The sequence below is a fragment of the Syntrophaceticus schinkii genome, from assembly GCF_000946815.1.
Classification (GTDB): Bacteria; Bacillota; DSM-12270; order Thermacetogeniales; family Thermacetogeniaceae; genus Syntrophaceticus; species Syntrophaceticus schinkii.
Map to the genome: position 1 here is coordinate 12,939 of NZ_CDRZ01000291.1, position 26,248 is coordinate 39,186.

Below are 26,248 nucleotides of genomic sequence, written 5' to 3' on the forward strand. Positions count from 1 at the left end.
CCCATGCCCTAAAAATAGATATCAAAAGCCAGAGGCAAGAGGTAGGAGGTAGGAGGTAGGAGGTAGGAGGTAGGAGGTAGGAAAAAAACAATCCGGCATCTAGAAGCAATAATGCAAACCTGCCGATAATAGATGTGGAAAGCAGGTATAAATGTTATAAGCCGAGGATAAGAGTTCGGAGAAAAAATGGATTCTTATTGCCTTAAAGCAATAAAGCAAGCCTGGCGGATGTGGATGTCAGAGGCCGGAAGTCAGAGGTCGGAAAAAAAATAGCCTGGCATCAACAAAGAACTGACGGCAAACAGAACATCCATTGCTCCCAACTTTTTTAAAGCAATAAAACAAGCCTGGCCCCGATAGATACAAAAGTGGATCAGAAAACCGTCCCTCTGATCCACTTTGAAATTTTGGCGTTAGCATCAGTTTTGGTTCATCAACATCTTGACCGGTGTTTACAACACCGGGTGGTACTGCAACACAAAGACTGCAGGCTCCAACAGGTATCAGGCCCGGGTTGTGGCACAAGGTGGGGATATAAATCCCAATGGAACGGGCGGTGTCCAACACCGATGTGCCTTCCGGGACCTGTTCCGTCAATCCGTCAATGGTGACGGTGATGAGAGCCGGTTATCTTGCACTCCTTTTCCCCAAAGTTCTTTTTAAATGATAGCTAGAGGCGCAAAATTGCACCCTTCTTGCACTGTTCAATACAGCTGCCACACTTGATGCACTTTTCGGTGTCAATCTTATGCGGCTCTTTCTTTTCCCCGGTAATTGCTCCCGCCGGACATGCCCTTGCACAACGCCCACAGCCGCTGCACTTCTCTTCATCTATTGAGTAGACCAGCAGTGCTGAGCAAGCATGCGCCGGACACCGTTTATCAAAAATATGTGCCTCATACTCATCACGGAAATACCGAAGAGTAGAAAGCACCGGGTTCGGGGCGGTGTTCCCTAAACCACAAAGCGCGGTTGCTTTGATCACTCTTCCTAACCGTTCCAGGGTCTCAATATCTTCCGGTACACCCTCTCCATCGCAAATCCTGGTGAGGATCTCCAGCATTCTTTTTGTCCCTTCGCGGCAGGGAGTGCACTTACCACAGGATTCAGACTGGGTAAAATTCAAGAAGAATCTGGCCAGATCCACCATACATGTTGTCTCATCCATGACAACCAGACCGCCGGATCCCATCATCGCCCCAGCCTGGATCAATGACTCATAGTCAACCGATGTATCCATGAGACTGGCGGGGATACATCCTCCGGATGGCCCACCGATCTGCACACCCTTATATTCTTTGCCCCCTACGATACCCCCACCGATTTCAAAAATAATCTCTCGGATGGGAATTCCCATCGGTACTTCAACAAGACCTGTGTTGTTCACCTTTCCGGTCAATGCAAAAACTTTTGTGCCTTTGCTCTTCTCGGTGCCCATACCGCCAAACCAGTCAGCGCCTTTACCGATGATCACCGACACATTAGCATAAGTTTCTACGTTATTGATATTGGAAGGTTTATCCCAAAGCCCTTTTTGAGCCGGGAAAGGCGGTCTTACCCGTGGCATCCCTCGTTTCCCCTCGATGGAAGCCATCAGAGCTGTTTCCTCGCCACAGACAAAAGCACCGGCACCTTCTTTAATATGCAGCTTAAAGGAAAAATCAGTTCCCAGGATGTTTTCTCCCAGTAAACCAAGTTCCTCTGCCTGAGCAATAGCTATTTTCAAACGTTTGATGGCCAGTGGGTACTCAGCTCGACAGTAGATATACCCCTCACTGCACCCAATAGCATAGGCAGCGATGGCCATCCCCTCGATCAAACTGTGCGGATCTCCCTCCAGGATACTGCGGTCCATAAATGCACCCGGGTCACCTTCGTCAGCATTACAGATCAGGTATTTCAGGTCACCGGGTGAACGACGGCAAAATTCCCACTTCAAACCGGTAGAGAAGCCCCCACCACCACGACCGCGCAGCCCGGAAGTCTTAACCTCTTCAATCACCTGCTCAGGAGTTAAATCATAAACAGCCTTTTCTAAAGATGCATAACCGTCTCTGGCGATATATTCCTGAATCTTCTCCGGGTCAATAGAACCACAGTTTCTTAAAGCAACACGATACTGCTTTCTATAAAAATCGAGCTCCTTATATGTCGGAATTTCGTCCTCTGTAACAGGTGCCTTATACAGCAGGCGGTCGACAATCCTGCCTTTAACCAGGTGCTCTTCAACAATTTCAGGAACATCTTCCGCTTTTACCCTGATATAAAAAGTTCCCTCAGGGTAAACAATGACAAGAGGACCCATTTCACAGAAACCGTGACAATCAGTTTCACCAAGTTTTATTTCTTGATCAAGTTTATTTTTTTTCAATTCCTCAGCGAAGGCTTCCATTACTTGCTTTGAACCTGAAGCCGAACAATTTTTGCCCCCGCAAACCAGAACATGGGCTCTGACTAACTGCAACCTCAATCCCCTCCTTCCATACGGATCTTACTCATACTTCCTCGAAGCGTGCAATTACAATGTCTTCAACAATATTGCCGTGCATAACATGGCCCACAATGATCCTTGCTGCGTCAGATGGCTTAACCTTACCGTAGGTAACACGTTGTTCACCGGGACGCTGGACATCTACTAAAGGCTCCTGTTCACACATCCCAATACAGCCAGTTTGAGAAACATCGATCTGTAGATTGCGATTGTTAACCTCTTCGAGAATGGCTTTCATAACATCCCGTGCTCCGGCAGCAATACCACAGGTTCCCATCCCGACTATGACCCTGGTCTCCTCTGCGGTGCGAGCCGAAATTTGCTTTTGGGCTTCCTCACGGTATTTCTTTAATGCTTCTCTATTGGTCATTTTCATATCTTCCACCGGGCCTCATCCGGCACATGGCCGCTGCCCTGCTTTAAAAGCGCGGCAGAACCTGGTGAATTCACCTCCCTTCTTTCTAAAGGGTTAATTTACTCATATTGATTTACTATGCTTCTTAATTTATCCGGTTCGAGGCGGCCATGAGTGTCATCATTGATCATGACGACAGGAGATAAGCCGCAACATCCCAGGCAGGCGACAGTTTCTAAAGTGAAACGCAAATCTTCGGTTGTTTCACCATCACCAACACCAACTTCATCCTGCATCCTCTCAAAAATCCTCGAGGCTCCACGGACGTGGCAGGCTGTACCTAGACAAACTCTAACAATATTGCGCCCGCGAGGCTCCAAATGGAACTGCGCGTAGAAAGTAACCACACCAAAAACACGGCTTGGCGGCAACTTCAGCTCACGCGCGATCTGCAGGAGCACCTCTTTAGGCAGATATCCGTAAATTTCCTGCGCCCCCTGCAGTATTGGAATCAAAGACCCTTTTACGCCACTCCATTTTGCAAAAAGATCTTGTAATTCCTTCTCCTTCTGGACATCTTCGGCGGGTTGTGCACAGCCAGCTTCAGGCATCCAATCCCCCTCCCTTCTTTTATTACATGAAATAACCTGTTGTCAGGGCACCTTGCCCCAACAACAGAGAATTACCCTGATAACTGGCACTGGAAATACTGGGAATAGAGAACGATAGTTGATGGAAGTATCAATTCGAGAACATTTTATTAAGGAAGATAATTTGTATATGATATCTCTAAAGTTCTATTCGACAGCAAACCGAAAAAACCTCCTGTAATGATGAAAAAAACCTTGAGATATTTCGTCAGACAGCTCTTTTTAATAACAACCCTATAGCAGACATTTGTATTGTTGGTTGATCTTACCGCTTGATCTGACAACACATCAATGCCATAATTGCCTAAAAATAAAGATTCTGCCGAATCCGCACTTTAGTCCCATCATTGCGGTACGGGGGAACCAATCAGTGCACTAATTTATAAGTGTACAGGGGTGAATCGCTTTTCGGACTTGGGGGAGAACCGGAAGCGTAGGGCGAACCTTTCGACCGAACCCTTCAGCTTACCCCGGAGGCAGCGAAAGGAGGAAGAGCATGCGCAAGTTTTACCTGGTCATTGTGGGATTGTTAGTTGGGATCCTGGCATTTTCAGGAAATTGCTATGCAGCAAGCTACACAGTTAAACCCGGCGATACCCTCTACAAAATCGCAGTAAACAACGGCACAACAGTCGACACTCTCACATCTCTGAACAACCTCAACTCCACAATGATCTACCCGGGCGATGTACTGCAGTTGCCGGACAGTGGACAAACTCCCGGTTCAGCACAGCAGTACACAGTCCAACCAGGAGACACACTCTACTTGATCTCGAAGGCTTACGGTACAACAGTGGATGCAATCATGTCGCAGAACAATCTGTCCAGCACGGTGATCTACCCAGGGCAGGTGCTGCTGATACCAGGAAGTGGACAAGCTCCACCGAGCAGTACAGCTCCTACCGGTGCTACACAGCAGTACACAGTTCAACCAGGAGATACACTCTACCTGATTTCGAGGGCTTACTGCACAACAGTGGATGCGATCATGTCGCAGAACAACCTGTCCAGCACAGTGATCTATCCAGGGCAGGTGCTGCAGGTGCCAGGTAGTGGACAAGCCCCATCGAAGAGTCCACCATCTACCGGTTCAACACAGCAGTACACAGTCCAACCAGGAGACACACTCTACCTGATTTCGAGAGCTTACTGCACAACAGTGGATGCGATCATGTCGCAGAACAACCTGTCCAGCACAGTGATCTACCCAGGGCAGGTGCTGCAGGTGCCAGGCAACAGTTCGACCACTCCTTCACGTGGTGGACGTGGTAGCTATTCAGCCGAAGAAAGATACCTGCTTGCCCAGATTATCAGCGCTGAAGCGGCGGGTGAGATCTTTGAAGGGCAGGTGGCCGTAGGGGCAGTAATCCTCAACAGGATCACTGACTACCGGTTCCCCAATAATCTCTGGGATGTTATCTACGAACCTTGGCAGTTCGAACCTGTACAAAACGGCACTATTAATCTTCCCCCTGTGTCCTCCGCCATACGTGCAGCAGATGCTGCCCTTGACGGTTGGGATCCGGTGGATGGAGCGGTCTACTTCTGCAATCCGGATACAGCACAAAGCACAGACTTCTTTAGAACGCTCACCTATGTCCGTCGGATTGGAAACCACGTCTTCTATAGGTAATCTGGAGACAAGAGAGAACCCCCCTGTGAGCAGGTCTGCTCACAGGGGGGTTCTTTTTATACGATCATCCGACGGAAAACACCCGACGGAAAAGCAACCCTTAATAGGGTGGGATAAAGGCTACGTCTGCGCTCTCTTGCGCGTGAATAAATAATAATAAAGCAGCCCACCTACAACAGCCAACCCCAAGGCAGCCAATGAAGCCTCAATAGCACCACCTGAAAGCTGGGTGTTTTCACGGAAAAGCTCGATCACTGACCTGGATATCCCATAAAAAATCAGAAAAAGGCAAAAAGCCTGCCCCCGAAAACAAACCCCCCGCCTTGTTATCCAAACTAAAAGAATAAAAATCAAAAAACCAGCAATCACGGAGTACAGTTGTGTTGGATGGCGCTTCAATCCATCAATAACCGGAAAAACAACCCCCCACGCCACTGTTGTCGGTTTTCCGTAACAACATCCATTCATGAAACACCCGAAGCGTGCGATGGCATAACCCAGAGCTGTTGCCGGAGCAGCAAGATCTAAAAAGGATAACACCGGTATGTGTGCACGGTACAGGTAGATGAGGATTGTGGCAAGGCCGAAAACAAACCCTCCGTAAAATGCAAGTCCACCCTGCTGAAGATTGAGTATCTGCAAGGGATTTGACAGATAATAACCGGGGTCATAGAGAAATACGAAAAACAAACGCGCCCCAATAATACCGGAGAGCACTCCGATGAGTACACTGTCAAATACAAATTCCGGTGACTTCCCCTCCTTTTTGACCTGCTGTACCATCCAAATGGTTGCAGCTAGAATCCCCAAGGCCATAAATAATCCATAACTGAAAATACGCAGGTTCCCAAACTGAAATAAAACAGGTTTCATACACACCGCTCCAGACTAAAATATTTGACATTTCAAAAAACAATCCACATATCCACAAGGTTATCCCCAGCTTTTACAGCGAAAGGTGATATAGATCTCATTTCCTCCCAGGTTATCCCCAAAACTAACAGGGGCTTATTACATTATGTCAACTATATAGGACTAAAACACTGCTATAATTTTGCAACAATTAACGGGTGATTGGCACAGGCTTCCTGGGTGAGGGGAGCAAAATCTCCGGCCAGATAGTGATAATAACCCGCACAGGCCACCATCGCAGCATTATCTGTACATAATATCTTGTCGGGGAAATAGAACCTGAGGCCCTCCTGGCCTGCCTTCTGTTTAAAGAGTTCACGCAGTGTGGAGTTAGCTGCAACCCCCCCCGCAAGGCAGACATCAGGCACTCCGCTCTTTTTTGCAGCCATGATCGTCTTCTCTACCAGCACCTCAATAACTGCCGCTTGAAAACTTGCTGCCACATCGGGTAGAAAAGACTCCTTACCTTCTTCACAATTATTTTTCAAATAATTGAGGACAGCGGTTTTCAAGCCACTGAAGCTGAACTCCAGGCTATCTTTTCCTAACCAGGCCCTGGGGAAGTGTACCGCCTGTGGGTCCCCCTCTCTGGCAAGCTCCTCCAGAGCAGGTCCACCGGGATAAGGAAGCCCGAGAACACGAGCAATTTTATCAAAGGCCTCCCCAGCAGCATCATCCCTGGTTGCACCCAGAATTTCATACTCCAGGTGATTTTTTAGGAGGATCAGGCTTGTATGGCCACCGGAAACAACCAGGCAAATTAAAGGAGGTGCTAGTTCTTTGTGGGCAAGAAAATTAGCGTAAAGATGTGCTTCTAAATGGTGTACAGGTATGAGAGGAATTCTCAGTGCATAAGAATAGGCCTTGGCTGCGGCAACCCCTACGAGAAGAGCACCGATCAAACCCGGCCCCACTGTAACGGCAATACCGTCTAAGTCATTAAAACCAAGGCCAGCATCATTTAAGGCTTTTTCCACAACATAAGTAATTTTCTCCAGGTGCTGTCTGGAGGCAACCTCCGGAACTACCCCCCCATACTGCCGGTGAATGGCAATTTGAGAAGCGACAACATTGGAGACAACAAATCTACCATCCCTGACAACAGATGCAGATGTCTCATCACAACTTGTCTCGATACCCAGTATCCAAGTAACTGGCATTTCTCCTAACTCCCTCTGGAATATAAAAACTATGTATCTTCTTGATCATAGATCTCTAAGTCATCCGGATTTTTGCCGGCATCTTCAGACCAATCATCAACCACCCGTTTAACCTTTCTTTTCCCCTGCTCCACTTTTAGGTTTTTGCTGTCACGCACCAGGGTCACCTCCTTAAAGACGAAGATTTCCCTGATATTATGCGCGAATATCAAGTTTATTATTGATCCTCCGGACGCCAGGCCAGGCGTTCCAGGAGGCTTTTCGGGTTCATTTTCCTAACCTCCTCAGCCGGCACATCCATTCTGACATCAAAACAGAGGATGTCGTTCTCTTGAACATCCTGCAGGAACTGACGCGGCCAGTGTAAAACAATTCCTTCATCACTCAGCAGCACGATGATCTGTTCACCTTCTATGCGGTCAACAACCCCTCTGACAACCACTTTACTCCCTCCCCCCTGAATCATTTCCCTGCTTGAGATGTCGCAGCATAACAATGGCATCCTCATGTGTTTCTATATAATAATTCTTGCGTATTCCAATTCTTTTGAACCCCATACTGGAATAAAGCCTGATGGCAGAGCTGTTGGATACCCTCACCTCCAAAATCATAGTGTCAGCATGATGCTCCTTCGAGTATTCGATTAATGTCGCCATTAGCATCCTGCCATACCCGCGGGAACGGTAATCGGGATGTACAGCGATGGTGGTGATATGCGATTCCCCAGCAAAAAGCCACATCCCAGCATAGCCGATCACTCGCTCCTGTTCTAATAGCACAAAATACCTGGCAAACTTATTGTTCAGTTCACTGAGATAGGCTTCTGTAGCCCAAGGCGCAGGAAAAGAACACTGCTCAATGAGCAGGACCTGATCTAGATCACCTTTCTTCATCAAACGCACTGTAACAGCACCAGCAACCTCTTCCATCATCAACTCCGGCGCCGAATAGCCGGTGACTTAATATAAAGCGCTTGCACCGCCCCGGGCTCCTTCCCCCCTTCACTGCTCAAGATTTCCCCTCCTAAGATCGCTGTTTGACCGGCGCGCGGCCACATCCGTGCCGGGTCAGCCAGTGATGCCTTATCTTCGAGGCATTCTTGAAAGGCCGTCCAGTAAGCTTTGGCACCTTCTCCTGTAAAAGTTATTTTAGCACGCAGTTTGCCTTGCAGGCGCTGCGCCAACTCTACGGGGTTCAGCGCTAGATAGCTGCTCAATCGCTTGATGCCACTATCTGAACTCACATAAACAGCAGTATAAACCTCATCACGGCGAGCAGTAACGACAGGGCAGATCAACCCCGGGGTCCCCTGCAGTCCCCAGGCAAGAACATCCAAGGTAGGAATATCTGCTACAGGCTTATTGACAGTGTGGGCGAGTGCTTTACAGGTAGCCAGACCCACCCTGAGAGAGGTAAAGGAGCCGGGCCCCACAGAGACGGCAAAACCGTCAAGGTCATCAACAGCAATCTCCAGCCCGGCAAGCAGTTGATCTATTAAGGGAAGCAAATGCTCCATATGGCCCTGCTTTGTGGTCAGAGAGAATTCCCCCAAAACCTGACTGTCCGCGGCAACTGCCACAGATACTATCGGTGTGGATGTTTCTATCCCCAAGACTCGCATTTTTCTGCCAACTCCTCGACAACTGCTTGATAGCGTTTCCCATGTGGAATAAACTTATGAAGGCGCGCGGTTTCCAAACCTGGCTCTTTGATCACTACTTCCAGGTAATCTTCAGGGATGGCTTCAGGAATCAGGTTTCCCCATTCAATAAGCATAATGCCCTCTCTATGGAAATATTCGTCCCAACCGATATCCTCTAACTCCTGATAGGACCCCAACCGGTAAAAATCACCGTGAAAAACAGGATATCTTCCCCGGTATTCCTGAATGATCAAAAAACTTGGACTGGAGACAGTATCCCTGACCTCTAGTCCGGAGGCAATCCCGCGCACCATAGTGGTTTTCCCCCGCCCCCAGTTCCCCGGTAAGGGAAACAAAATCACCGGGCCCAAGTAGTTTTCCTAATTCCCGACCTACAGCTTCTGTTACCTGATCACTATAAGAATGTATTTCCCACAACTTATCTCACCATCCAAACCGTAACAGTCACCCTTGCACGCGTAATGGATCAAGAGAAGCGTCCCTCCGATCCATCTCCGTTAAGATAAACCCGAGGAACACGCTCACTGATCATACACAAAACCTCATAGTTAATGGTCCCCAGGTAATCAGCCAGTTCTTCTACCGGAATTTCATCGGATCCCTGTCTGCCCACCAGGACAACCTCATCTCCCTGCTGCACACCTGGGATATGACCAACATCCACCATCAACTGGTCCATACAGACGCGCCCCACCACCGGGGCACGCATCCCTCGAATCAGCACCTGCCCACGGTTGGAGAGCAGTCTGCTGTAACCGTCACCATAACCCAAAGGAACAGTCGCAATACGCGTTTTCTCCTTTGTATAATAGCTTCTTCCATAGCTGATGCTGAACATCTCAGGAACTTCTTTAACAAAAGCCACCTTGGCCTTTAATGACATCACAGGTGTAAGCTCTACCAGGTCGCGGCTGTTGGATGAAGGATAAAGGCCGTAAATGGTAATACCCGGCCGCACCAGGTCCAGATGGGTAAAGGGCATGCTCATAACAGCAGCGGAATTGGCACAGTGGCGCCACCTGATAAAAACATGGCGCGCTGCCAGCTGTTTGAGGATCTGCTGAAACCTGGCGAACTGTTCCTGGGCGAATGTTTTATCATCCCCATCTGCTGTCGCGAAGTGGGTGTAGATCCCTTCCACTTCTAGCCCGGGCAGGTGTGCCAGTCGGCAAATGATATCTAATGTCTCGCGGTCCCATTTAAACCCCAGGCGTCCCATGCCGGTATCGATCTTTACATGTATCTTTGCCTTCTTACCCAGGTGATTGGCCACAGAGGCAATAGCAAGGGCATCATCCCAGGTAAAAACCGTCTGACTGATATCATACCTGATAACCTCCGCAATATCATCAACCGGTGTGTAACCCAGAACCAGTATCGGAGCTTTGATACCCTTCTCCCTAAGCAAGATAGCCTCCTGCAGGAGAGCCACCCCTATCCAAGATGCTCCATTCTGAAGAGCCACCCTGGAAACATGTTCAACCCCATGCCCGTATCCATTGGCTTTGACAATAGCCATGATTTGGGCGCTTTCATCTGTCACCCGCCGTATCTCTCTTACATTGCCAGCCAATGCTTTAAGATCAATTTCAGCCCAAACGGGTCGCTTCATCGCTCGCTTAACGCCCCCGTTCTTTCAAAGCTATGAGGTTTTCGATAACCACAGGTATTTCTTTCAGGAGATCCCCGGCGATCATCCCTATAGTACCTTTTTTAAGTGCAATCTGATCCGCTGCCAGTCCATGAATAAAAGCACCGGAGTAAGCAGCCTCTTCAGCAGCCAGTCCCTGTGCCCGGAAGGAGGCGATCAATCCCGCCAGGACATCACCTGTCCCTCCTGAAGCAAGTCCAGGATTTCCGGTAGGGTTGATGAACAAAGGACCCTCTGGCCCTGTAATAATTGTGCGGGCGCCTTTCAGAACCACAACAACACCCCATTCACGGCTTGCCTGTGCCGCATACCCCAATCGATCCGCCTGAATCTCAGAGATGCTTACCCCACAGAGGCGAGCCATCTCACCGGGATGCGGAGTTAAGACCCACTGTCTTCTCTGCTCAGCAAGGGATGCATCTGTCAAGAGGTGCTTCCTCCGGGTAAGGATATTGAGTGCATCCGCATCTAAAACAAGAGGGATGCTTGTATTCAACAACAGGTCCTCCAGGAATCCCGCTGTTTCCTCTTCCTGGCCGAATCCAGGTCCCACTGCGAGCACAGTTGCCTTTTCTAAAACCTGTTGGATAGATGCACGGCATGTACTGGAAAACCCTCCACCTTTACTACCTGAGGCCGGATAGGTCATCGCCTCAGTGAGCTTGACAGCTGCTACCGGATAGAGCTGTTCTGGGATGACTGCTGTCACTAAACCCGCCCCACCGCGCAGAGCGGCATTGCTGGCCAGTGCAGCGGCACCGGTATAGCCCCTGGTACCGCCGATCACCACAACATGCCCGAAGTCCCCCTTGTGCTGGGTGGGCAGGCGCAGCGGAAGTGCTCCAGACACCATCTCCTGATCGACCAGGTAATAATCCCCACCCTCTTCACTTTTCAGCTGCGGGGGAAAAGAAATATCTCCCACAACTACTTCTCCTGTGTACTGTGCACCTGGGTCAAGATAAAGCCCGATCTTGGGCATACCCATGGTAACTGTTATGATGGCTTTGATACATTCACCAGCTATAATCCCGGTATCTGCCTCCATACCAGAGGGAATGTCCACTGCCAGCACAGGATTTCCTATCTCATTCACCGATCTAATCAGAGAGGAGAGGGGTTCCCGGGGAACACCCTTAAAACCTGTCCCGAAAAGGGCATCAATAACCAGATCCGCTTTTTTGATATCATCTTTAAAAGAATCAACATTATCAGGCTGTAAAACCTCACAGGGGAGTTCCATATCATTGATGATCTTTAAATTAACCGCCGCATCACCGCGATAATATTGAGGATCAGTGGTGATCAAAAATTGCACTAAAGCACCTCTATTAAACAGGTGCCTTCCCACCACAAAGCCATCCCCGCCGTTGTTCCCAGGTCCCGCAATTATAAAAAACTTGTTTCCCCTGCGGCTTTCCCCCAAAAAAATCATCGATGATCACATCTACAATAGCCAGACCAGCATTCTCCATCAAAATCAAGCCAGGAATCCCGTAGCGCCTTGTCGCCTCCAGATCCATTTCCCGCATCTCAGCTGCTTTGACAAGTCGCATCTAAAATCACCTTCTTCGTAATAATCGAAAACTGCTAGACTTTGTCTCCCAACACCAGGGCAGAAGCACAGGCATACTCCCTGCTGTGACTCAAACTCACAAGAACTTCCCGAATCCCATTCCTATCCGCTTTCAGGGCAGTGTTTCCCAGCAGGTTGACCATTGGGCGGCCGTTATCCATAGAAATTTCTATATGTAACCAGGGGAGAACCTCTCCTGGAAATACCGAACTACAGGCCTTCCGCACTGCCTCTTTTGCCGCAAAACGAGCCGCCAAGGATGCACCCGGCCGCCCCCGATCCATGCAGTAGGCTATTTCTTGTGAAGTAAACAGGCGCTCTAAGAGCCTCCCGCGCCTTTCCAGTGCCCTTTCCACCCGGGCGATCTCAATAATATCGATACCGATCCCTAAAACCATAATCTCACCATAACACAAATAATGGCAGCAAACAAGCTTATAAAACTGCTGCTTCTTATCCTTTCCTTTTTCGTAATTCTACCAATATCGACAAATTCCTTTATAGCAGCCTGCTCACATTTATATATTGAACCGGAAATCGATAATATCCCCATCCTGAACGATGTATTCCTTTCCTTCCAGTCGGGCTAACCCCTTTTCCTTGATCTTTACCATATCTCTCAGGCATTCCATATCATCATATTTAACAACCTCGGCACGGATAAACCCACGCTCAATATCTGTATGCACCTTTCCTGCGGCTGCTCGTGCCTTTGTGCCTTTTTCGATGGTCCATGCTCTTACCTCATCCTCACCTACAGTTAGAAATGAAATCAAGCCCAGGTGCTTGTAGATAACCCTGGCAACCCTTTCAATACCTGGCTCGGCAATCCCCATCTCCTCCAGAAATAGTTCTCTTTCCTCTGGTTCCAACCGCGCTATTTCAGCCTCCAGTTCAAGACAGATGGCAAGCACAGGAATTCCCTTTTCCTGTGCATAGGCTGTGATACTGTCCTCTCCCTCAAAACTGCCCTCACGCAGTTGATCTTCATCGATATTAACTACAAAGATCATCGGCTTTGTGGTTAAGAAACCCAGTGATTTGACAGCCTGCCACTCTTCATCTGTAAGGCCGGCCTCCAATAAAGGCTTCTCCTCATTGAGAACCTCCTGACAGCGCTGGAGTGCCGCTTGCTCAATCAGGGTTTCCCCTTTAATCTTCTTATTGGCAGCGATTCGCTCGAGCCTCGTCTCTACCATCTGCAGATCCGCCATAAAAAGCTCCGCATTGATATTTTCCAGGTCACGCACCGGGTTCAGGCCCCCCTCTATATGAGGAACCTGTTCACTTTTGAACGCCCGGACCACGTGGATCAGCGCATCCACCTCACGGACAGCATCTAGAAAAGCCGCTCCTGTTCCGCGATTCAAACCGGGAACATCTGTAACCTCCAAGACCGCCGGAACAATTTTCCTGGGATGATAAATTTCCGCAAGCATGTCCAATCGATGATCCGGGATCATGGCAATGCGGACATTTGTTTTAGTGCGCCCGGCGTAGTTAGTTGTCTCCTCCTCACCTTTAGTAAGGAGGTTGAACAGTGTTGTTTTTCCAACCAGGGGTAGTCCAATAATCCCACAGGTTAGAGCCATTTCTTCTCACCTCGTTACAAGTATAACACAGCAGTTGATAGATAGAAAAAATTCCCCATTATTAAAAATGGGGAATCTTATTAGTCGAAACCCAAAAAATTAGGCCCCTTTATGCATTCTTGAGCCGTTCAATTGCATCTACCGGGCAAGCCCTGAAGCAACGTCCACACCGGGTACAGGAGTCCTCATTAATTTCAAAGAACGCCGCTCCGTTGTAGCTTATCTGTAAAGCACCGCTACCTCCCTCATACTCACACTCATACCAGCAAGAAGCACAATCCATACATAGTTCCTGTTGGATTCTAAAAGTAAATTTATACTCCTTCTTCTCTTCTGCCATGATTTTAAAACATCCCTCCTTTCCATAGCATTCGAAACTATCCCCTTAATTTTTAATTCGCCGACAGCCGCTGAAATCCTGCTAAAGCAGAGAAAATTCTCAGATCAGTTTCCCTTTCTCTTTTTCTCTGATTTTTTGGAATTCCCTCGTCTCAGATACCACAATACTTGACAGAGCAAGCAAGCCGACCAAATTAGGTATGGCCATCGCCCCGTTAAATGCATCTGCAATATCCCAGACAAGTCCTATTTTTAAGACCGCTCCCACAAAAATCATCAAACAAAAGAGCATCCTGTATGGTTTAATACCCTTAAAACCTGTGAGATAATAAAAACACTTTTCACCATAATAAAACCACCCCAGAACCGTAGAGTAAGCAAATAAGATCAACCCAACAGTAACAATATAACTGCCTATACCTGGGAGAAAAAAGTCAAAGGAGCAACTTGTCAAGACAACTGCAGTGCCCTCCGAAAAGTCCGGATAAAGACCGGCCATCACCAGTAAAATCCCGGTGATCGAGCAGACAATAATTGTATCCAGGAAAGTGCCGGTCATGGAAACCAGCGCCTGCCTGCAGGGGTGATCGGTTTTTGCAGCAGCGGCAGCAATGGGAGCAGAGCCAAGACCCGCCTCATTGGAGAAGACTCCCCTGGCCACCCCATAACGGATGGTTGTGCCGATCAATGCACCAAAACCCGCCTGTGCCTGAAAAGCATCTGTAAAGATAACCTTCAAGGCATCCGGTACCAGGCTGTAATTGTAGATGATGATCAAAAGCCCTGTTGAAATATATAATAGTGACATTAAAGGTACCAGTGTTCCTGCTGCTTTTCCAATGCTCTTAATCCCCCCCATAATAACCAAGGCAGTTAAAAGCGCCAGAATAATCCCGGTAACCCAAGCGGGGATACCAAAAAGATTGTGCACATTACCTGCTACAGCATTAACCTGTACCATGTTGCCGATACCGAATGCTGCTATCGCACCAAATAAGGCAAACAGCCAGGCCAGCCATTTACAGCCCATCCCCCGCTCGATATAGTACATTGGGCCCCCGACCATTTCACCCTTTTCATCGGTAACACGGTACTTAACAGCTAATACCGCCTCACTGTATTTGGTGGCCATCCCCACAAATGCAGTTATCCACATCCAAAAAACAGCCCCTGGGCCGCCCAGCACCACAGCTGTGGCAACCCCCACGATATTGCCTGTACCGATTGTGGCTGCAAGAGCGGTCATCAGGGCCTGGAAGTGAGAAATATCCCCTTTAGAGCGTTGATCTTGCTGCACAGGTGAAAAGGCGAGTTTGAGGGCATAAGGAAGTGTAGGAAACTGCATAAAACGAAGCCGCAAGCTTAACAAAAGACCTGTTCCCACCAACAGAGCCAACATCCATGGACCCCAGATAAAGCTGTTGATCACAGTGATTACATCAGAAATAGCATCCATTTATTCGACCTCACCGCATTCTATTGTAAAGAAGCACTTATCCTGTTTGATTACCAAAAGCCGCCTAATACGCCGTCACCACACTGCTTGCCGTCGCCAGGGGTCTTTGGCTTTACCGGAAGATATGCTCTATACCTCTTGCTCCATGGCGCTCCATGGCGCAAAATATCCACAGTTAATAAATTCTATGGGTGAAAACTCCTCTTAGAACAAGAATGGTTGGGATTATAGACAGCACTGTCACTCTTCAAACTCCGTGAAAACTCCTCTTAGAACAAGAATGGTGGCAGTTTACTACTGCCACCTGGTTGCAAAACTTTTCAGAGAGGGATACAGGCATCGACAACACCCCGGCGCTCTCTAAAATGATCTTCTTCTTCTAAGCAGCTCCCGAATCAAAAGAATTAAAACCAGATCCCGCAGCAGACCCCTTCCAAATTGCTGTGTACTTATATCTTCTTCTATTGAAGCATCCCTCATCTCCATCATAACTCTGTTATAAATATGGTCCGCCATCTTCTCAACACCCTGTCTTGTTGGATACGGATAAAAATCAGGATTCGAGGGGTTGTCATACATCTCACACATATGCTTCACATGGGGATAGACGCGGTGGTAAACCTCGGGATACATAGCATCCAGCGGTTCCCTTGCATAAGTCATACCAAATCACCTCCAATTTTAAAATGCGTGACTGTCTTAACATTTATATTGCAACGACAAATAAATGTTACAATAATTGGTGGATCAGGGGGACGGCTCTCTAGATCCACTTTTGTCTATCGGGGACGAGTCTGATCACAGGAAAGATCACAACAGCCATTCCTGACCTCACAACATCTCCCTCTGATCCCAAAACTGGGTGAAAAAACATGGCATATCAAGTATAATGAAAACAGTATATTGTACTTCGTCTACCATTAAATGAGGAGGAAGAGCTTTGATACAAATCATCACCGACAGTTCAGCGGACCTGCCAGCAGAGATAATTGAGAAGTATAATATTCACGTGGTACCGCTTACAGTAAATATAGACGGAAAAGAGTATCTGGATGGAATTGAGCTTTCATCACAAGAGTTCTATAAAAAAATGGCTGTAGCTAAAACCCTGCCCAAAACATCCCAACCACCGACAGCTACTTTCATCAAGGCCTTTCAAGGTTTGGCATCTAAGGGAGAGCTGCTCTGCATTAATATTTCCTCAAAATTAAGCGGTACCTACCAAACAGCTTGTCTGGCCAAGGAAATGTCCGGAATCGATGTGGCAGTCTTTGACAGCTGGGCAGCTACACTGGGTCAAGGCCTTCAGGTCATCAAAGCGGCGATGTTAGCTGAGAAAGGGTTTTCCTGTGCAGAAATCATAGATAAGTTAACACAATACAGGAATAATATGACTATCTTAATCTTACTGGACACATTGGAAAACATCGTCAAGGGTGGACGGTTGAGCAAATTCCAGGGTTCTCTTGCTAAACTGCTCAACATCAAGGTTTTGTTATCAGGTGTTGAAGGCGCGGTGGTCATGCGGGAAAGGATGCACGGAAGGAAAAAAGCACTGCAAAGAGTAATGGAGATAATAAATGACAAAGTCCGGGAGGCAAAAGAGATTCCGACAAAAATGTTCAGCATCTCTCACTGCAACAACATCAAAGACGCGGAATTTTTGAAAAAACAGATTTTAGACAATTACCAATCCAGTGATGTGATCATCAATGATATGGGAACAACAATCGCTACCTATGCCGGACAAGGTGGAATGGTGATTTCTTTTTAAACTGATTGGAAAAGCAAATCTGCTTGTATGAACATGATAGGTGATCAGCTCTTCGTCTACGAGGTATTTGAGAAAAGCGGAAACAGTGGAGAAAATAATATGGTACTCCATTAAGTTTAAGACGAGATCATTATTGGTTGTGAGGTGTTCCACCAGGTCTTCTCTGGTTAAAGGCTGTTTCAGGAGTTCCAGTATCTGCAGCTGGAACTTCTCAATATTTGCCAGGTTCCTCTTTACTAAATAAGGCAGGGTCTCCCTGGTGAGCACATCCTCATCATGGCTGATCACAAAATAGTCGGCATCGATCTCCAGTAAAGAATGCATCGTTTTGATGCTTTCTCCAATGTCATAAATATAAGGAAGGCAGTATTTTTCGAGGGTATGGATGCTGAAGATCGAATCCCCCAGAAAACACACCCTATCGGGAGTAATTACACCGATCTGCCTCTTGTGTGGCCGTAGAGGGGTATAATCTCAAACTTCTGCTCACCGACTTTCTGTATCCCTGTTTTTAGATAATAATCAACAGGAAAGGATCGGGGCTGCGATTCAAAGCCTTCAAGGGACTTGCAGAATAGAACAGCGCAGCGAGCAGGTAGGGGTTTTCCATAAACGGTTTCTCCGGCTCTGATGCATAAACTTTGCACTGTGGGTAGTTTTTTTGAAAGTAGAGGTTGCCGCGACAGTGGTCCAGGTGAGTGTGTGTATTAATGATATATTTGAGATAGATGTTATTTTTCTTAAGGGTTATATCGATCTTCCGGGCCTGGCCGCGGGTAAAGCAAGTATCAATTAAGAGGCATTTACTGTCTGTAAAAACATAAACACCAACATTTGTAGCATCTTTGATATAATAGGTTTCTCCTTTTATTTTGACAATATTCATTCAAAACACCCTAATTAATCATAGCAATCTCTACCAAAAAGAACAAGGACAGAAAGGGAGAGGTTTCAATGTTAAAAGCTATTCTTTTTGATCTGGACGGGACACTGATCGATTCCATTCCTTTGATCAGGTTGAGTTTTGAACACACCTTCAAACACCTCGGCTTACCCTGGGGGCAAGGAGAGGTATTAAACACTATCGGTTTACCACTGCGGGATGTCGCCAAGCATTATGCTCCCGAGAACTATGAGGAATTCCTGGCAGTTTACGCAGAATTTCAAGTAAAAACTCAGGAAAAGCTTTTGAAGCCCTTTCCTGAAGCCAAGAGAACCTTAAATCATATACAGGAAAAAGGCTACCGCACAGGGGTAGTCACATCCAAACGCCGCAAAGCTACCAGAGAAAGCCTGTCCCTCACAGGGCTTGATAAGTATTTGGAAGTAGTAGTGGCTGTTGAAGATGCCGGCAGGCCAAAACCAAACCCCGACAGCATACTCAAGGCTCTGGAGCAGTTGGACATCCCCCCGGCCAAAGGTGTATATATCGGTGACAGCATCTATGACATCATCACCGGCAAAAACGCAGGTGTAGCCACAATCGGAGTAACCTGGGGAATAGCAGCAAAGGATGACTTAAAAAAACAGCAGCCGGACTTCCTGGTTGATTCATGGGAAGAACTGCGTTCCGCTATTGGGGTGCAGATGCAAGGGGGACGGTTCCTGGCGCATTTCTGACCTGCTGCGGGGGACCTGCCGCGGGGACAGTTCTTCTGGCAGGTCACAACCTACCGCGGGGACACGATTCCTTTGGCAGGTCAATGATCCACGTGATCTACTCATGATTAAATTTGTACTGAGGAGGTCAGAGCCATCATTAGCTCCTCCCCACTCCTGCGGCGGCGAAGAGAAAGGGGACTGACCGCCACCGCATTGAGCGACACCGGAATATAACTGCCATCTATATCTCTCTTTTCCTTTTCACCGTAATAGGCAATGGCATGAATCACATAGTAATCATCCTTGTGCTTCCCCAGATAAAGCATCACATGCCCGGGGAAAAACAGCAGTGAACCGGAGGGCAGTTGATCCAGCAAACGCCGGCGCTCCTGCCTGTTTGCTCCAGTCAGAGAAAAGTTCTTCCCTGGCAACAGCATCTGTTCTCCGGAGTTCCGTGGAAAATGAAACCCGAAACAGCGATAGATGTCTCTGACAAAAGCCGAACAGTCCCGAGATTTAAACAGCCCTCCCCAACCATAGCGCTCCCCCTGCATTTTAAATGCCTGCCTGATCACCGCCGCCCTGGTATAGGGCAGATACCCAACAGAAACATCACTGACACGCGGCACAAGTGCCTGCTTGAATGTCAGCTCACCGTTTCCACCCTGCACTGGAAGTTTGACTACATAACAGCCATCCGGAGACTGGTTGTCAATCACATCTGGCACCTCATCCTGAGCGGTCAGAGAGATCTTTGCACCCATCATAAATTCCAACTCAGATATCTCCGGGGAGTAAGGATTGTAACCCAACCGCAGCTTGCTTCCGGTCACTACCAAAAAGCGGGCGGTTTGAAGATAGTCAAGCCAAATATGTCGAACACCGGCAACAGCCAGGTCCGCAGCAGGCACCCACCCCCTGAAAAAAGATGTCTGTACAAAACTCCACTCTCCACTTTTGCTTTCATGCAGTATTATTACCGGTTCTGCAGGGTCAAGAGCTGTTTCCTGAAAGAGGTCGAATTCATTATCAGACGGATTATCTGTCACAAACATTTTGCTGGGGAAAGACCTGATACTGGTACCCCTGATAGAATAGGCAAACTGCGCCTTGGAAGTTTTTTTGACCCCCTTGACATTCATCTCCTGCAGCAGATCATCATAAAAAGATTTCTCAAGTTGCTGCCCTTGATGATAAAGATGTTTTTGGGGAAACGTCTGCTTTATTGCAGACTGAATACTATCCCCAGGCATATCATTATGATGTACCGCAAGATCCCGGACAATCTGGGACTGTCTCTTTTGGATCTCCTGATTAAAACAGTCAATTTGTTCTTTACTCATTATGATCTTATTACTCATTATGATCTTATCAGGGTGAGAAACTTTGCGTAGCCAGAACTCTGCAGTATGGATATCATCAAAACAAAATACTTGTTTCTGCGATGGCACATCATTCACTCCCTTCATAATCGGCATTTTTTTCTGACACTGGCCACCAACTGCTTATAACTATTACCGCCAATTGCTATATTTTCTTAATTTCCACCATTTTCCTTGGATGCACCGTGACTTGCTCTCAATATACGCGCCACATGGGCACCTAACCGAAAAATATGTGTGGGAAATTGGAAATCAGAGGCCCGAAGATGCAACAGCAAACGTCTCTACTACATCTTTTCTGATAATGCTCCTGTTGCGAAAAGGCACGAAATGCTATAATCTATTTATTGTGCTGCAAGGGGCGTAGAACATGGCCGGCCTCCCTGGGGAAACCGCCCTTGCTCTGATTATAGGCGGCTTTGTTAACATTTATGCCGCAATTGCGGTTCTCATACCCCTGATACCGTCATTACCCCTGGACATCAAACAGCCAACTGTGTCGCATCTATGTGCTGCATCTGCCACAGCATTCCCATAGAAAGCGCAGTGAATCGTAACCACCTTCCCTCTCCTGGCAGGGATAATTTTCGGAGTTGCTTACGGATCGGGCTGATCATCCAATCGGTAAAAGCGGGTGAAATATCTTCTCAAGAAAATTACCTTCTAAATATTTTTTTGAGTATCTGCCACGGTATGATTGAAGATACACTATTATTTGTAGCCATCGGGGCAAACTTGGGTGTGCTTGTCGCAGTCAGGGTTGCAGCAGCAGTACTGATCACACGCCTATTTGCTTGTTATATTAATAGACAATCAGACAGTCAATCCATTAATGTTTAGCACAGTGCCTTGCAGACAATATATCAGTAATTTAGCCGCTGACAAATTATATCTATTACATACCAACAACCCTAATATCTATTCAAAGCATAAACGGAGGACTCTTACATGGATGAACATTCTGCCAGTGCAGTAGACGGACAGTTCGAGGAAAAGGAAATCAAGAAGAGCCGGATTGATCTGGAAGGATCGCTATGGAAGGGAATCTTTATCTTTGTTCTTCCCTTGATGCTCAGCAATTTCTTAAACTCTGTCAGCGGCACTATCAGCAGCATCATTCTAGGCCGCATGATCGGGGTTTCAGCTTTGGCCGCTGTTTCAGCCTTTTTCCCTGTTTTTTTCTTTTTGGTATCTTTTGTGATCGGCATCGGCGGCGGCAGTTCCGTTCTTATCGGCCAGGCCTTTGGGGCACAGGAATGGAAGAAAGTAAAGATAATCGTGGGAACAACATTAACATCCACCTTTCTGCTCGGTCTGCTTTTGGCCATTCCTGGACTGCTCTTTACCCATAACCTGTTGGAGCTGACCGGAACACCGGCAGATATCATAGAAACATCCGCCGGTTTTGCGCGCATCATTTTTTTGGCTATGCCCGTGCTCTTCCTTTTCAATGTCTATACCACATTCATGCGGGGATCCGGGGACTCTACAACCCCCTTTTATTTCCTCTTGATCAGCACGATTTTGAATATCCTGCTTATTCCCGCACTTGTTATAGGGTGGGGTTTTCTGCCTGCTATGGGGGTCAACGGCGCTGCCCTGGCCAATGTTATTTCTGGCCTCTTGACCTTTGCGATTTTTCTAATTTACCTGAACAAAACAAATCACCCACTGCAGCTGGATAGGGAAACCTTACGCCATCTGAGGATCGACTGGCCTATTTTCAAGCTCTTGATCAGTATCGGCATCCCCACCAGCATCCAGATGGTCATGATCTCCCTGGCAGCTGTGGCAGTCATATCTTTTGTAAACAGCTTCGGTTCCAATGCCACTGCAGCTTTCGGGGCCGTTCAACAGGTTGTCAGCTATGTACAGATGCCTGCAGGTAGTTTGGGAATGGCAGTATCGATCTTTGGAGCCCAGGCTATCGGTGCGGGGTACAATAAAAAATTGAATAAAATAATCAGAACCGGTGTATGGATGAACTACATTATCATAGGAATCTTCGCTCTGTTGGCATACTTTTTTGGTCGTGAAATCCTATCCCTCTTCCTGACCGATATTCCGACTTTGAATATGGCTTATAAACTGCTGGTGATCACTTTATGGAGCTACCCCATTTTCGGCAATGCCAACATCCTGGCCGGCATCATGCGAGCCAGCGGTGTCGTCTTCTGGCCAACCCTGATCGCTATTTTCTCCATCTGGGGAGCAGAGGTACCGGTGGCATACATCATGCACACCAGAATCGGTCTTGAGGGGGTCATGTTCGGCTTTCCGGCAGCCTTTATCACCATGCTCATTCTCCAGTACTGCTATTACCACTTCTTTTGGAAACAGAAAGAGCACGCCCGCCTGGTTTAGTTGTTGGTGGTTGAATGAGATGTGGGAAGTGGGAATAGAAGCATTGTTGGCAGTGAGACCTTTTGTGTCACCTAATTCTGATTTTTTTTTGCATTTGTTGTTCAAATGTATTATGATGATTATGACATGAAAGAGTTTGGAAGGACTAGAAGATCTTGCGGCCTCCTGATGGGACGAAAGGTACTCGATGTAATTCCGCTTTTTGCATGAAAATGATTGGAAGGAGGCGCAAGCATGGAAGGTAAAGTAAAATGGTTTAGTGCCGAGAAAGGCTATGGCTTTATCGAGCAGGATGATGGTGGCGATGTGTTCGTTCACTATTCCGCGATAGAGGGTGAAGGCTTTAAAACCCTCGATGAGGACGATAGAGTTAAATTCGACGTTGTCGAAGGACCACGCGGACAGCAGGCAGCCAACGTTGTTCGCCTGTAAGCTGTAAACAAAAAACTTCATTCAGTTTTCCTGGATGAAGTTTTTTTATTTCTATGAGACGCGGAGACGCGGGGACGATTCTCGCGTCTCTCGATCTCGCGTCTTTCGATAAGATGAAAGGGAGGTCACAGGCTGACGGCTCTCTGTCACCTTGATATTTCCCTAACTCCGCTCCTGTATCTGCTGCTTCCGCCTTTGGCAAGGGGAAAACATAACTAAAGTCATGTTATGTTGCGGAACGGGCGGAAGCGGTTCCTGGTTTTCCGACCTCTGGCTTCCGGCTTCAGACATCTATTTTCAGACGTCTTACCGGTAATCAGGGGGCGAGTGTCGAGGGGAATCAGGAGAATCCGTACCTGTACTTGCTCACTTGAAGGTAGAAAGGAAGATTACACTGACTCTTCAGCATACAGAAAAGCAAAAATTGACTGCTGCAGTGCTCAACTGCCTGCGCCAAGCCCATCCTGACGCAGGGCCTCGTTTACACTTCTCTAACCCCTACCAGGCACTGGTAGCCACCATCCTTTCCGCCCAGACAACAGATGAACAGGTCAACCGTGTCACACCGCTCTTCTTTAAAAAATATCTTGACATCAAGGCTCTCGCTGATGCTGAGGTCAGCCATGTCGAAGAAATAATCAAATCTGTGGGGCTGTTCAGGAATAAGGCGGCTCATCTGGTGGCTGCGGCAAGGATTATCCTGGATGAGCATAAAGGGGAAATCCCTGATGACTTCGACTCCCTTTTGAAGCTGCCGGGTGTGGGAAGAAAAACCGCCAATGTTGTTCTGTTCAACGCCTTCGGAAAACCTGGCCTGGGAGTGGATACCCATGTCCACCGCGTAGCCAACAGAATCGGACTGTGCAGTGAAAAGCACCCGGAAGGGACAGAGAAACGACTCAAGGAACTGATACCTGAACAGGAATGGGGAGAGGCACACCATCTCCTCATCTTTCACGGTCGCCGCGTCTGCCAGGCACGGAAACCGGAATGCACATCCTGCACTTTGAGAGAGATTTGTAAAAACGCATGCAAGTCCTGATAGGCATCTATGTCGTTTAATGGCTACAATCCCAAAGTTCAAGATATATCTTTATTCTCATAGATCATCAAAGAGCCTGCCAGGGACACCGTGAAGATCATCAAAAAAACCACTCCGCTGACCACTGCTTGAAACCAATCAGGGCTGCTCAAAACACGTGTCAACAGATTGTAGGCTGTACCCTGGCTGTAGTTTTCCACCAGCCACATTAAGCCTGCTGGTATCAGAAATATCGCCAGAATAACTATAACATTCAAAAACCTGGTCTTAATACTGCTGCTCTATTCACCTGATATCCCACAGCTTATTATACTTTATCCTCTTCCTGAAAAACAGTGATCAGCATCTCCGCCAGTATGCGGCCGAAGTGCTTGTACTGGCTTTCCAGGTAATCTATATGTTCATAATAAAATTTCGCCTTATCTTTTAACCCATCCTCTGGGCGATCACAAACATCTGTCAAAAGATTTTTACTGCTTTGCGCAGCATCTACGACAATATCGATCTCCCGTTCATAGTTTTTCTGAATGGTTTCTGCCGCAATTTTTGAAATATTGCGCTCTGCTTCATAGTGATCCCGGCGACTCCCCCTTAACCCAAATCTTCCGAACGTTCCCTACACCCTCTAAGATACGGATATTGATGCTGACAGTTGATTTACTGACACCGAGCATCTGAGCAATGTCCTCCAGCCCCAGCGGCCTGTCCGCTAAAAAAAGAACCCCATAGATACGCCCGATTACATCGGGAAGCCCATACAGAGCGTAAACCCTGCCTAAAGCATCAATAATAATATTGCGCGCCTCTTCTAACTTCTTATTTTCGTTATCTGTCTGCATTACAACCCCTGATTCCTCAACCAAATCGGCACCCTACTCTCCCTTGACAGTAGAGTTGGCAGCAGGAATCCAGGTCTGCACCTCCTGGTCTAAATAATCGGTATACACAGCCCGAGCATGTGCTAACATCCATTCCGCCGCAACTGCTGGTGGCACAAATAGTAATAACAATATTATTACGCTTAGCATAATAGAATCTCGAGCAAGCAAATACTCTATTACTATGGCAATCAAATCCCTACAGGGACAATCCCTGTGCTACCCATTGACTGGAACAATTCTTGATAGTTATCCCTGAGGAACAGCCCCTTTGATCCCTGTGGTCCCCCGCGGTCAACACCCCCCCCCCGCAAACCTCCCCCGCGATTAAACCTATAATAAATAACAATGTTTCAATAAAAAGCCTGTTACTGCAATCGCCAGTACTGCTAATATCCCACCTCCGGCGAGAACACCGCCCACAGAAGCCATTAATGCCACCCCACTGGTCTGGATATACACAATTATATAACAATACGCCACCAGAAAACCAATCAGGGCAAAGAAAGAAGCCATACTGGGAAAGGCAAGCGGCACCTGCTCCAAGACCATATCAGAGATAGAACCGCTGTGATAAAAAACCTTATTCATGGCCGCGGCTGCCAGAGCCAGACTGAAGGCAATACTCGTTACAGCCCCAATAAAGGTAAACAAAAGCACAAGCAGTACCGGCATGCCTCTCAGGCCGGATACAAAAACAACGACACCGGCAGTCCCCAGGACAAACATAGCCAAGGGCAGGTAAGCCAGGAACTTACCCAGTGCCAACTGCCCTGGTTTGACAGCTGCCAGCCATAAAATCCCCAGGCGGTCAGCTTCGGACTGGTAGGCTGCGGCGATCAATTCTCCAAAACAGAAAACCCAGATCACAAACACCACAATCAGCTGTGAGGGCAGAGATATGACAAATGAGCGTAGACCCGGATGTAAAAATGGAACCACCGAAAGAATGAGCCAGGCTATCAGGCGAAACTTCGTTATGGAACTGCGCCGCAGAGAAAACCACTCTTTCAGCATCACCGCTTGTACGGTTGACGGCAGATGCAACGCAGACAAAAAACCCATCAGCCGCTGACCCTGATCCTTTTTAAAAGAAATACTGGCAGTCAGCCTCTCATAAAGACCAGGGGGTATCGGGAACATACCCGATGCAGGCGGCCGGGTTTCAGTTCCCGGCTGCCACAGGTCCTCTCCCCTCACCATCACTTTCCCTGATGTCGCCTTAAAGCCCGGTGACCATCCTAATGGTGGTGGTTTTCCCCGCACCCGTTGGCCCCGAGAAACCGAAAATCTCAC

Annotated in this window: 34 protein-coding genes and 1 riboswitch; of the genes, 8 read left to right on the top strand and 26 right to left on the bottom strand. The window is 47.6% G+C overall.

The annotated features are described in order from the left end of the window. Nucleotides 1-237: 237 nt before the first annotated feature. From SSCH_RS21260 to nuoE, 4 genes are all read right to left on the bottom strand, one after another. Nucleotides 238-618: a 2Fe-2S iron-sulfur cluster-binding protein gene (locus SSCH_RS21260; protein ID WP_084711240.1), complete on the bottom strand. Its 381-nt coding sequence runs from the start codon at nt 616-618 to the stop codon at nt 238-240. Nucleotides 619-670: 52 nt separating this feature from the next. Next, on the bottom strand, nt 671-2,464 hold the full coding sequence (gene nuoF, locus SSCH_RS15150) for an NADH-quinone oxidoreductase subunit NuoF (RefSeq protein ID WP_044666207.1): 1,794 nt from the start codon (nt 2,462-2,464) through the stop codon (nt 671-673). Nucleotides 2,465-2,495: 31 nt separating this feature from the next. After that, nucleotides 2,496-2,867 carry a (2Fe-2S) ferredoxin domain-containing protein gene (locus SSCH_RS15155; RefSeq protein WP_198142536.1) on the bottom strand — a complete coding sequence of 124 codons (372 nt, stop codon included), beginning with the start codon at nt 2,865-2,867 and terminating at the stop codon, nt 2,496-2,498. Nucleotides 2,868-2,965: 98 nt separating this feature from the next. After that, nucleotides 2,966-3,457, bottom strand: a complete 492-nt coding sequence (nuoE, locus tag SSCH_RS15160; protein ID WP_044666208.1) for an NADH-quinone oxidoreductase subunit NuoE — start codon at nt 3,455-3,457, stop codon at nt 2,966-2,968. Between the two features lie 349 nt (nt 3,458-3,806). Next, a riboswitch (cyclic di-AMP (ydaO/yuaA leader) is annotated at nt 3,807-3,990 on the top strand. 2 nt (nt 3,991-3,992) lie between these two features. Here nuoE and SSCH_RS15170 point away from each other — a divergent pair. Continuing rightward, nucleotides 3,993-5,129, top strand: coding sequence for a LysM peptidoglycan-binding domain-containing protein (locus SSCH_RS15170; protein ID WP_052835726.1), 1,137 nt, complete (start codon nt 3,993-3,995; stop codon nt 5,127-5,129). Between the two features lie 120 nt (nt 5,130-5,249). Here the strand turns inward: SSCH_RS15170 and lgt are convergent, their stop codons facing one another. The 15 genes from lgt to SSCH_RS15240 all read right to left on the bottom strand — a co-directional run bounded on the left by lgt (nt 5,250) and on the right by SSCH_RS15240 (nt 16,141). Then, nucleotides 5,250-6,002 carry a prolipoprotein diacylglyceryl transferase gene (gene lgt / locus SSCH_RS15175; RefSeq protein ID WP_052835727.1) on the bottom strand — a complete coding sequence of 251 codons (753 nt, stop codon included), beginning with the start codon at nt 6,000-6,002 and terminating at the stop codon, nt 5,250-5,252. A 173-nt stretch (nt 6,003-6,175) separates the two neighbouring features. Then, nucleotides 6,176-7,201: a tRNA (adenosine(37)-N6)-threonylcarbamoyltransferase complex transferase subunit TsaD gene (gene tsaD, locus SSCH_RS15180; RefSeq protein ID WP_044666209.1), complete on the bottom strand. Its 1,026-nt coding sequence runs from the start codon at nt 7,199-7,201 to the stop codon at nt 6,176-6,178. A gap of 29 nt (nt 7,202-7,230) precedes the next feature. Then, nucleotides 7,231-7,359 (bottom strand): hypothetical protein, encoded by a 129-nt coding sequence (locus SSCH_RS21265; RefSeq protein ID WP_269746220.1) that lies wholly within the window; start codon nt 7,357-7,359, stop codon nt 7,231-7,233. 59 nt (nt 7,360-7,418) lie between these two features. Then, nucleotides 7,419-7,643 carry a DUF3006 family protein gene (locus SSCH_RS15190; RefSeq protein WP_044666211.1) on the bottom strand — a complete coding sequence of 75 codons (225 nt, stop codon included), beginning with the start codon at nt 7,641-7,643 and terminating at the stop codon, nt 7,419-7,421. 1 nt (nt 7,644) lies between these two features. Next, the gene (rimI, locus tag SSCH_RS15195; protein WP_052835728.1) at nt 7,645-8,133 is read right to left on the bottom strand and encodes a ribosomal protein S18-alanine N-acetyltransferase; all 489 of its coding nucleotides are present in this window, start codon (nt 8,131-8,133) and stop codon (nt 7,645-7,647) included. Beyond that, nucleotides 8,133-8,822, bottom strand: a complete 690-nt coding sequence (gene tsaB / locus SSCH_RS15200; protein ID WP_052835729.1) for a tRNA (adenosine(37)-N6)-threonylcarbamoyltransferase complex dimerization subunit type 1 TsaB — start codon at nt 8,820-8,822, stop codon at nt 8,133-8,135. Before tsaB ends, rimI begins: the two co-directional genes overlap by 1 nt. Further along, nucleotides 8,804-9,205, bottom strand: a complete 402-nt coding sequence (tsaE, locus tag SSCH_RS15205) for a tRNA (adenosine(37)-N6)-threonylcarbamoyltransferase complex ATPase subunit type 1 TsaE (protein ID WP_269746221.1) — start codon at nt 9,203-9,205, stop codon at nt 8,804-8,806. The genes tsaB and tsaE overlap by 19 nt, the downstream gene beginning before the upstream one ends. A 125-nt stretch (nt 9,206-9,330) precedes the next feature. After that, nucleotides 9,331-10,476 carry an alanine racemase gene (gene alr, locus SSCH_RS15210; RefSeq protein WP_044666213.1) on the bottom strand — a complete coding sequence of 382 codons (1,146 nt, stop codon included), beginning with the start codon at nt 10,474-10,476 and terminating at the stop codon, nt 9,331-9,333. Nucleotides 10,477-10,483: 7 nt separating this feature from the next. Continuing rightward, a complete protein-coding gene (locus SSCH_RS15215) occupies nt 10,484-11,950 on the bottom strand; it encodes an NAD(P)H-hydrate dehydratase (protein WP_084711242.1) in 1,467 nt (488 codons plus the stop codon). Continuing rightward, nucleotides 11,847-12,071 carry a hypothetical protein gene (locus tag SSCH_RS19645; protein ID WP_052835732.1) on the bottom strand — a complete coding sequence of 75 codons (225 nt, stop codon included), beginning with the start codon at nt 12,069-12,071 and terminating at the stop codon, nt 11,847-11,849. The genes SSCH_RS15215 and SSCH_RS19645 overlap by 104 nt, the downstream gene beginning before the upstream one ends. A gap of 34 nt (nt 12,072-12,105) precedes the next feature. Further along, on the bottom strand, nt 12,106-12,507 hold the full coding sequence (gene acpS, locus SSCH_RS15220) for a holo-ACP synthase (protein WP_052835733.1): 402 nt from the start codon (nt 12,505-12,507) through the stop codon (nt 12,106-12,108). 102 nt (nt 12,508-12,609) lie between these two features. Then, entirely contained in the window at nt 12,610-13,683 is a 1,074-nt protein-coding gene (ychF, locus tag SSCH_RS15225; RefSeq protein ID WP_044666214.1) for a redox-regulated ATPase YchF, read from the bottom strand. A 109-nt stretch (nt 13,684-13,792) separates the two neighbouring features. Continuing rightward, complete coding sequence (locus SSCH_RS15230; RefSeq protein ID WP_044666215.1) at nt 13,793-14,023, bottom strand: 4Fe-4S dicluster domain-containing protein; 231 nt, start codon at nt 14,021-14,023, stop codon at nt 13,793-13,795. Between the two features lie 99 nt (nt 14,024-14,122). Further along, nucleotides 14,123-15,478 carry an alanine/glycine:cation symporter family protein gene (locus SSCH_RS15235; protein ID WP_044666216.1) on the bottom strand — a complete coding sequence of 452 codons (1,356 nt, stop codon included), beginning with the start codon at nt 15,476-15,478 and terminating at the stop codon, nt 14,123-14,125. A 360-nt stretch (nt 15,479-15,838) separates the two neighbouring features. Then, nucleotides 15,839-16,141 carry a hypothetical protein gene (locus tag SSCH_RS15240; RefSeq protein WP_052835734.1) on the bottom strand — a complete coding sequence of 101 codons (303 nt, stop codon included), beginning with the start codon at nt 16,139-16,141 and terminating at the stop codon, nt 15,839-15,841. Between the two features lie 277 nt (nt 16,142-16,418). Between SSCH_RS15240 and SSCH_RS15245 the strand changes: the two genes are divergently transcribed. Beyond that, the gene (locus SSCH_RS15245) at nt 16,419-17,252 is read left to right on the top strand and encodes a DegV family protein (RefSeq protein WP_044666217.1); all 834 of its coding nucleotides are present in this window, start codon (nt 16,419-16,421) and stop codon (nt 17,250-17,252) included. Here SSCH_RS15245 and SSCH_RS20555 read toward each other — a convergent pair. Then, nucleotides 17,157-17,669: an MBL fold metallo-hydrolase gene (locus tag SSCH_RS20555; protein WP_232294529.1), complete on the bottom strand. Its 513-nt coding sequence runs from the start codon at nt 17,667-17,669 to the stop codon at nt 17,157-17,159. The two genes, SSCH_RS15245 and SSCH_RS20555, sit on opposite strands and share 96 nt — an antisense overlap. A 94-nt stretch (nt 17,670-17,763) precedes the next feature. Continuing rightward, a complete protein-coding gene (locus tag SSCH_RS20560; RefSeq protein ID WP_232294530.1) occupies nt 17,764-18,138 on the bottom strand; it encodes an MBL fold metallo-hydrolase in 375 nt (124 codons plus the stop codon). A 68-nt stretch (nt 18,139-18,206) separates the two neighbouring features. Between SSCH_RS20560 and SSCH_RS15255 the strand changes: the two genes are divergently transcribed. After that, entirely contained in the window at nt 18,207-18,872 is a 666-nt protein-coding gene (locus SSCH_RS15255; protein WP_044666218.1) for an HAD-IA family hydrolase, read from the top strand. A 107-nt stretch (nt 18,873-18,979) separates the two neighbouring features. On the opposite strand, the gene SSCH_RS15260 is transcribed toward SSCH_RS15255, so the two are convergent. Then, a complete protein-coding gene (locus SSCH_RS15260; RefSeq protein WP_198142537.1) occupies nt 18,980-20,197 on the bottom strand; it encodes an SH3 domain-containing protein in 1,218 nt (405 codons plus the stop codon). Between the two features lie 409 nt (nt 20,198-20,606). Between SSCH_RS15260 and SSCH_RS18510 the strand changes: the two genes are divergently transcribed. The 5 genes from SSCH_RS18510 (at nt 20,607) to nth (ending at nt 24,074) form a co-directional block, all read left to right on the top strand. Then, a complete protein-coding gene (locus SSCH_RS18510) occupies nt 20,607-20,774 on the top strand; it encodes a hypothetical protein (protein ID WP_156972350.1) in 168 nt (55 codons plus the stop codon). Between the two features lie 137 nt (nt 20,775-20,911). Then, nucleotides 20,912-21,076, top strand: a complete 165-nt coding sequence (locus tag SSCH_RS20565) for a hypothetical protein (RefSeq protein ID WP_232294531.1) — start codon at nt 20,912-20,914, stop codon at nt 21,074-21,076. Nucleotides 21,077-21,184: 108 nt separating this feature from the next. Next, entirely contained in the window at nt 21,185-22,600 is a 1,416-nt protein-coding gene (locus SSCH_RS15270; protein ID WP_044666219.1) for an MATE family efflux transporter, read from the top strand. A gap of 234 nt (nt 22,601-22,834) precedes the next feature. After that, nucleotides 22,835-23,032: a cold-shock protein gene (locus SSCH_RS15275; RefSeq protein ID WP_044666220.1), complete on the top strand. Its 198-nt coding sequence runs from the start codon at nt 22,835-22,837 to the stop codon at nt 23,030-23,032. Between the two features lie 370 nt (nt 23,033-23,402). Then, nucleotides 23,403-24,074, top strand: coding sequence for an endonuclease III (gene nth / locus SSCH_RS15280; RefSeq protein ID WP_044666221.1), 672 nt, complete (start codon nt 23,403-23,405; stop codon nt 24,072-24,074). Between the two features lie 38 nt (nt 24,075-24,112). Here the strand turns inward: nth and SSCH_RS18515 are convergent, their stop codons facing one another. The 4 genes from SSCH_RS18515 to SSCH_RS15295 form a co-directional block, all read right to left on the bottom strand. Beyond that, entirely contained in the window at nt 24,113-24,283 is a 171-nt protein-coding gene (locus SSCH_RS18515) for a hypothetical protein (protein WP_156972351.1), read from the bottom strand. A gap of 98 nt (nt 24,284-24,381) precedes the next feature. Continuing rightward, complete coding sequence (locus tag SSCH_RS18520; RefSeq protein WP_156972352.1) at nt 24,382-24,537, bottom strand: hypothetical protein; 156 nt, start codon at nt 24,535-24,537, stop codon at nt 24,382-24,384. Nucleotides 24,538-24,640: 103 nt separating this feature from the next. Continuing rightward, nucleotides 24,641-24,937, bottom strand: a complete 297-nt coding sequence (locus tag SSCH_RS15285; RefSeq protein ID WP_044666222.1) for a GbsR/MarR family transcriptional regulator — start codon at nt 24,935-24,937, stop codon at nt 24,641-24,643. Between the two features lie 348 nt (nt 24,938-25,285). After that, nucleotides 25,286-26,248, bottom strand: a 963-nt coding sequence (locus SSCH_RS15295; protein ID WP_232294532.1) for a hypothetical protein, incomplete at its 5' end; no start/stop codon positions are given.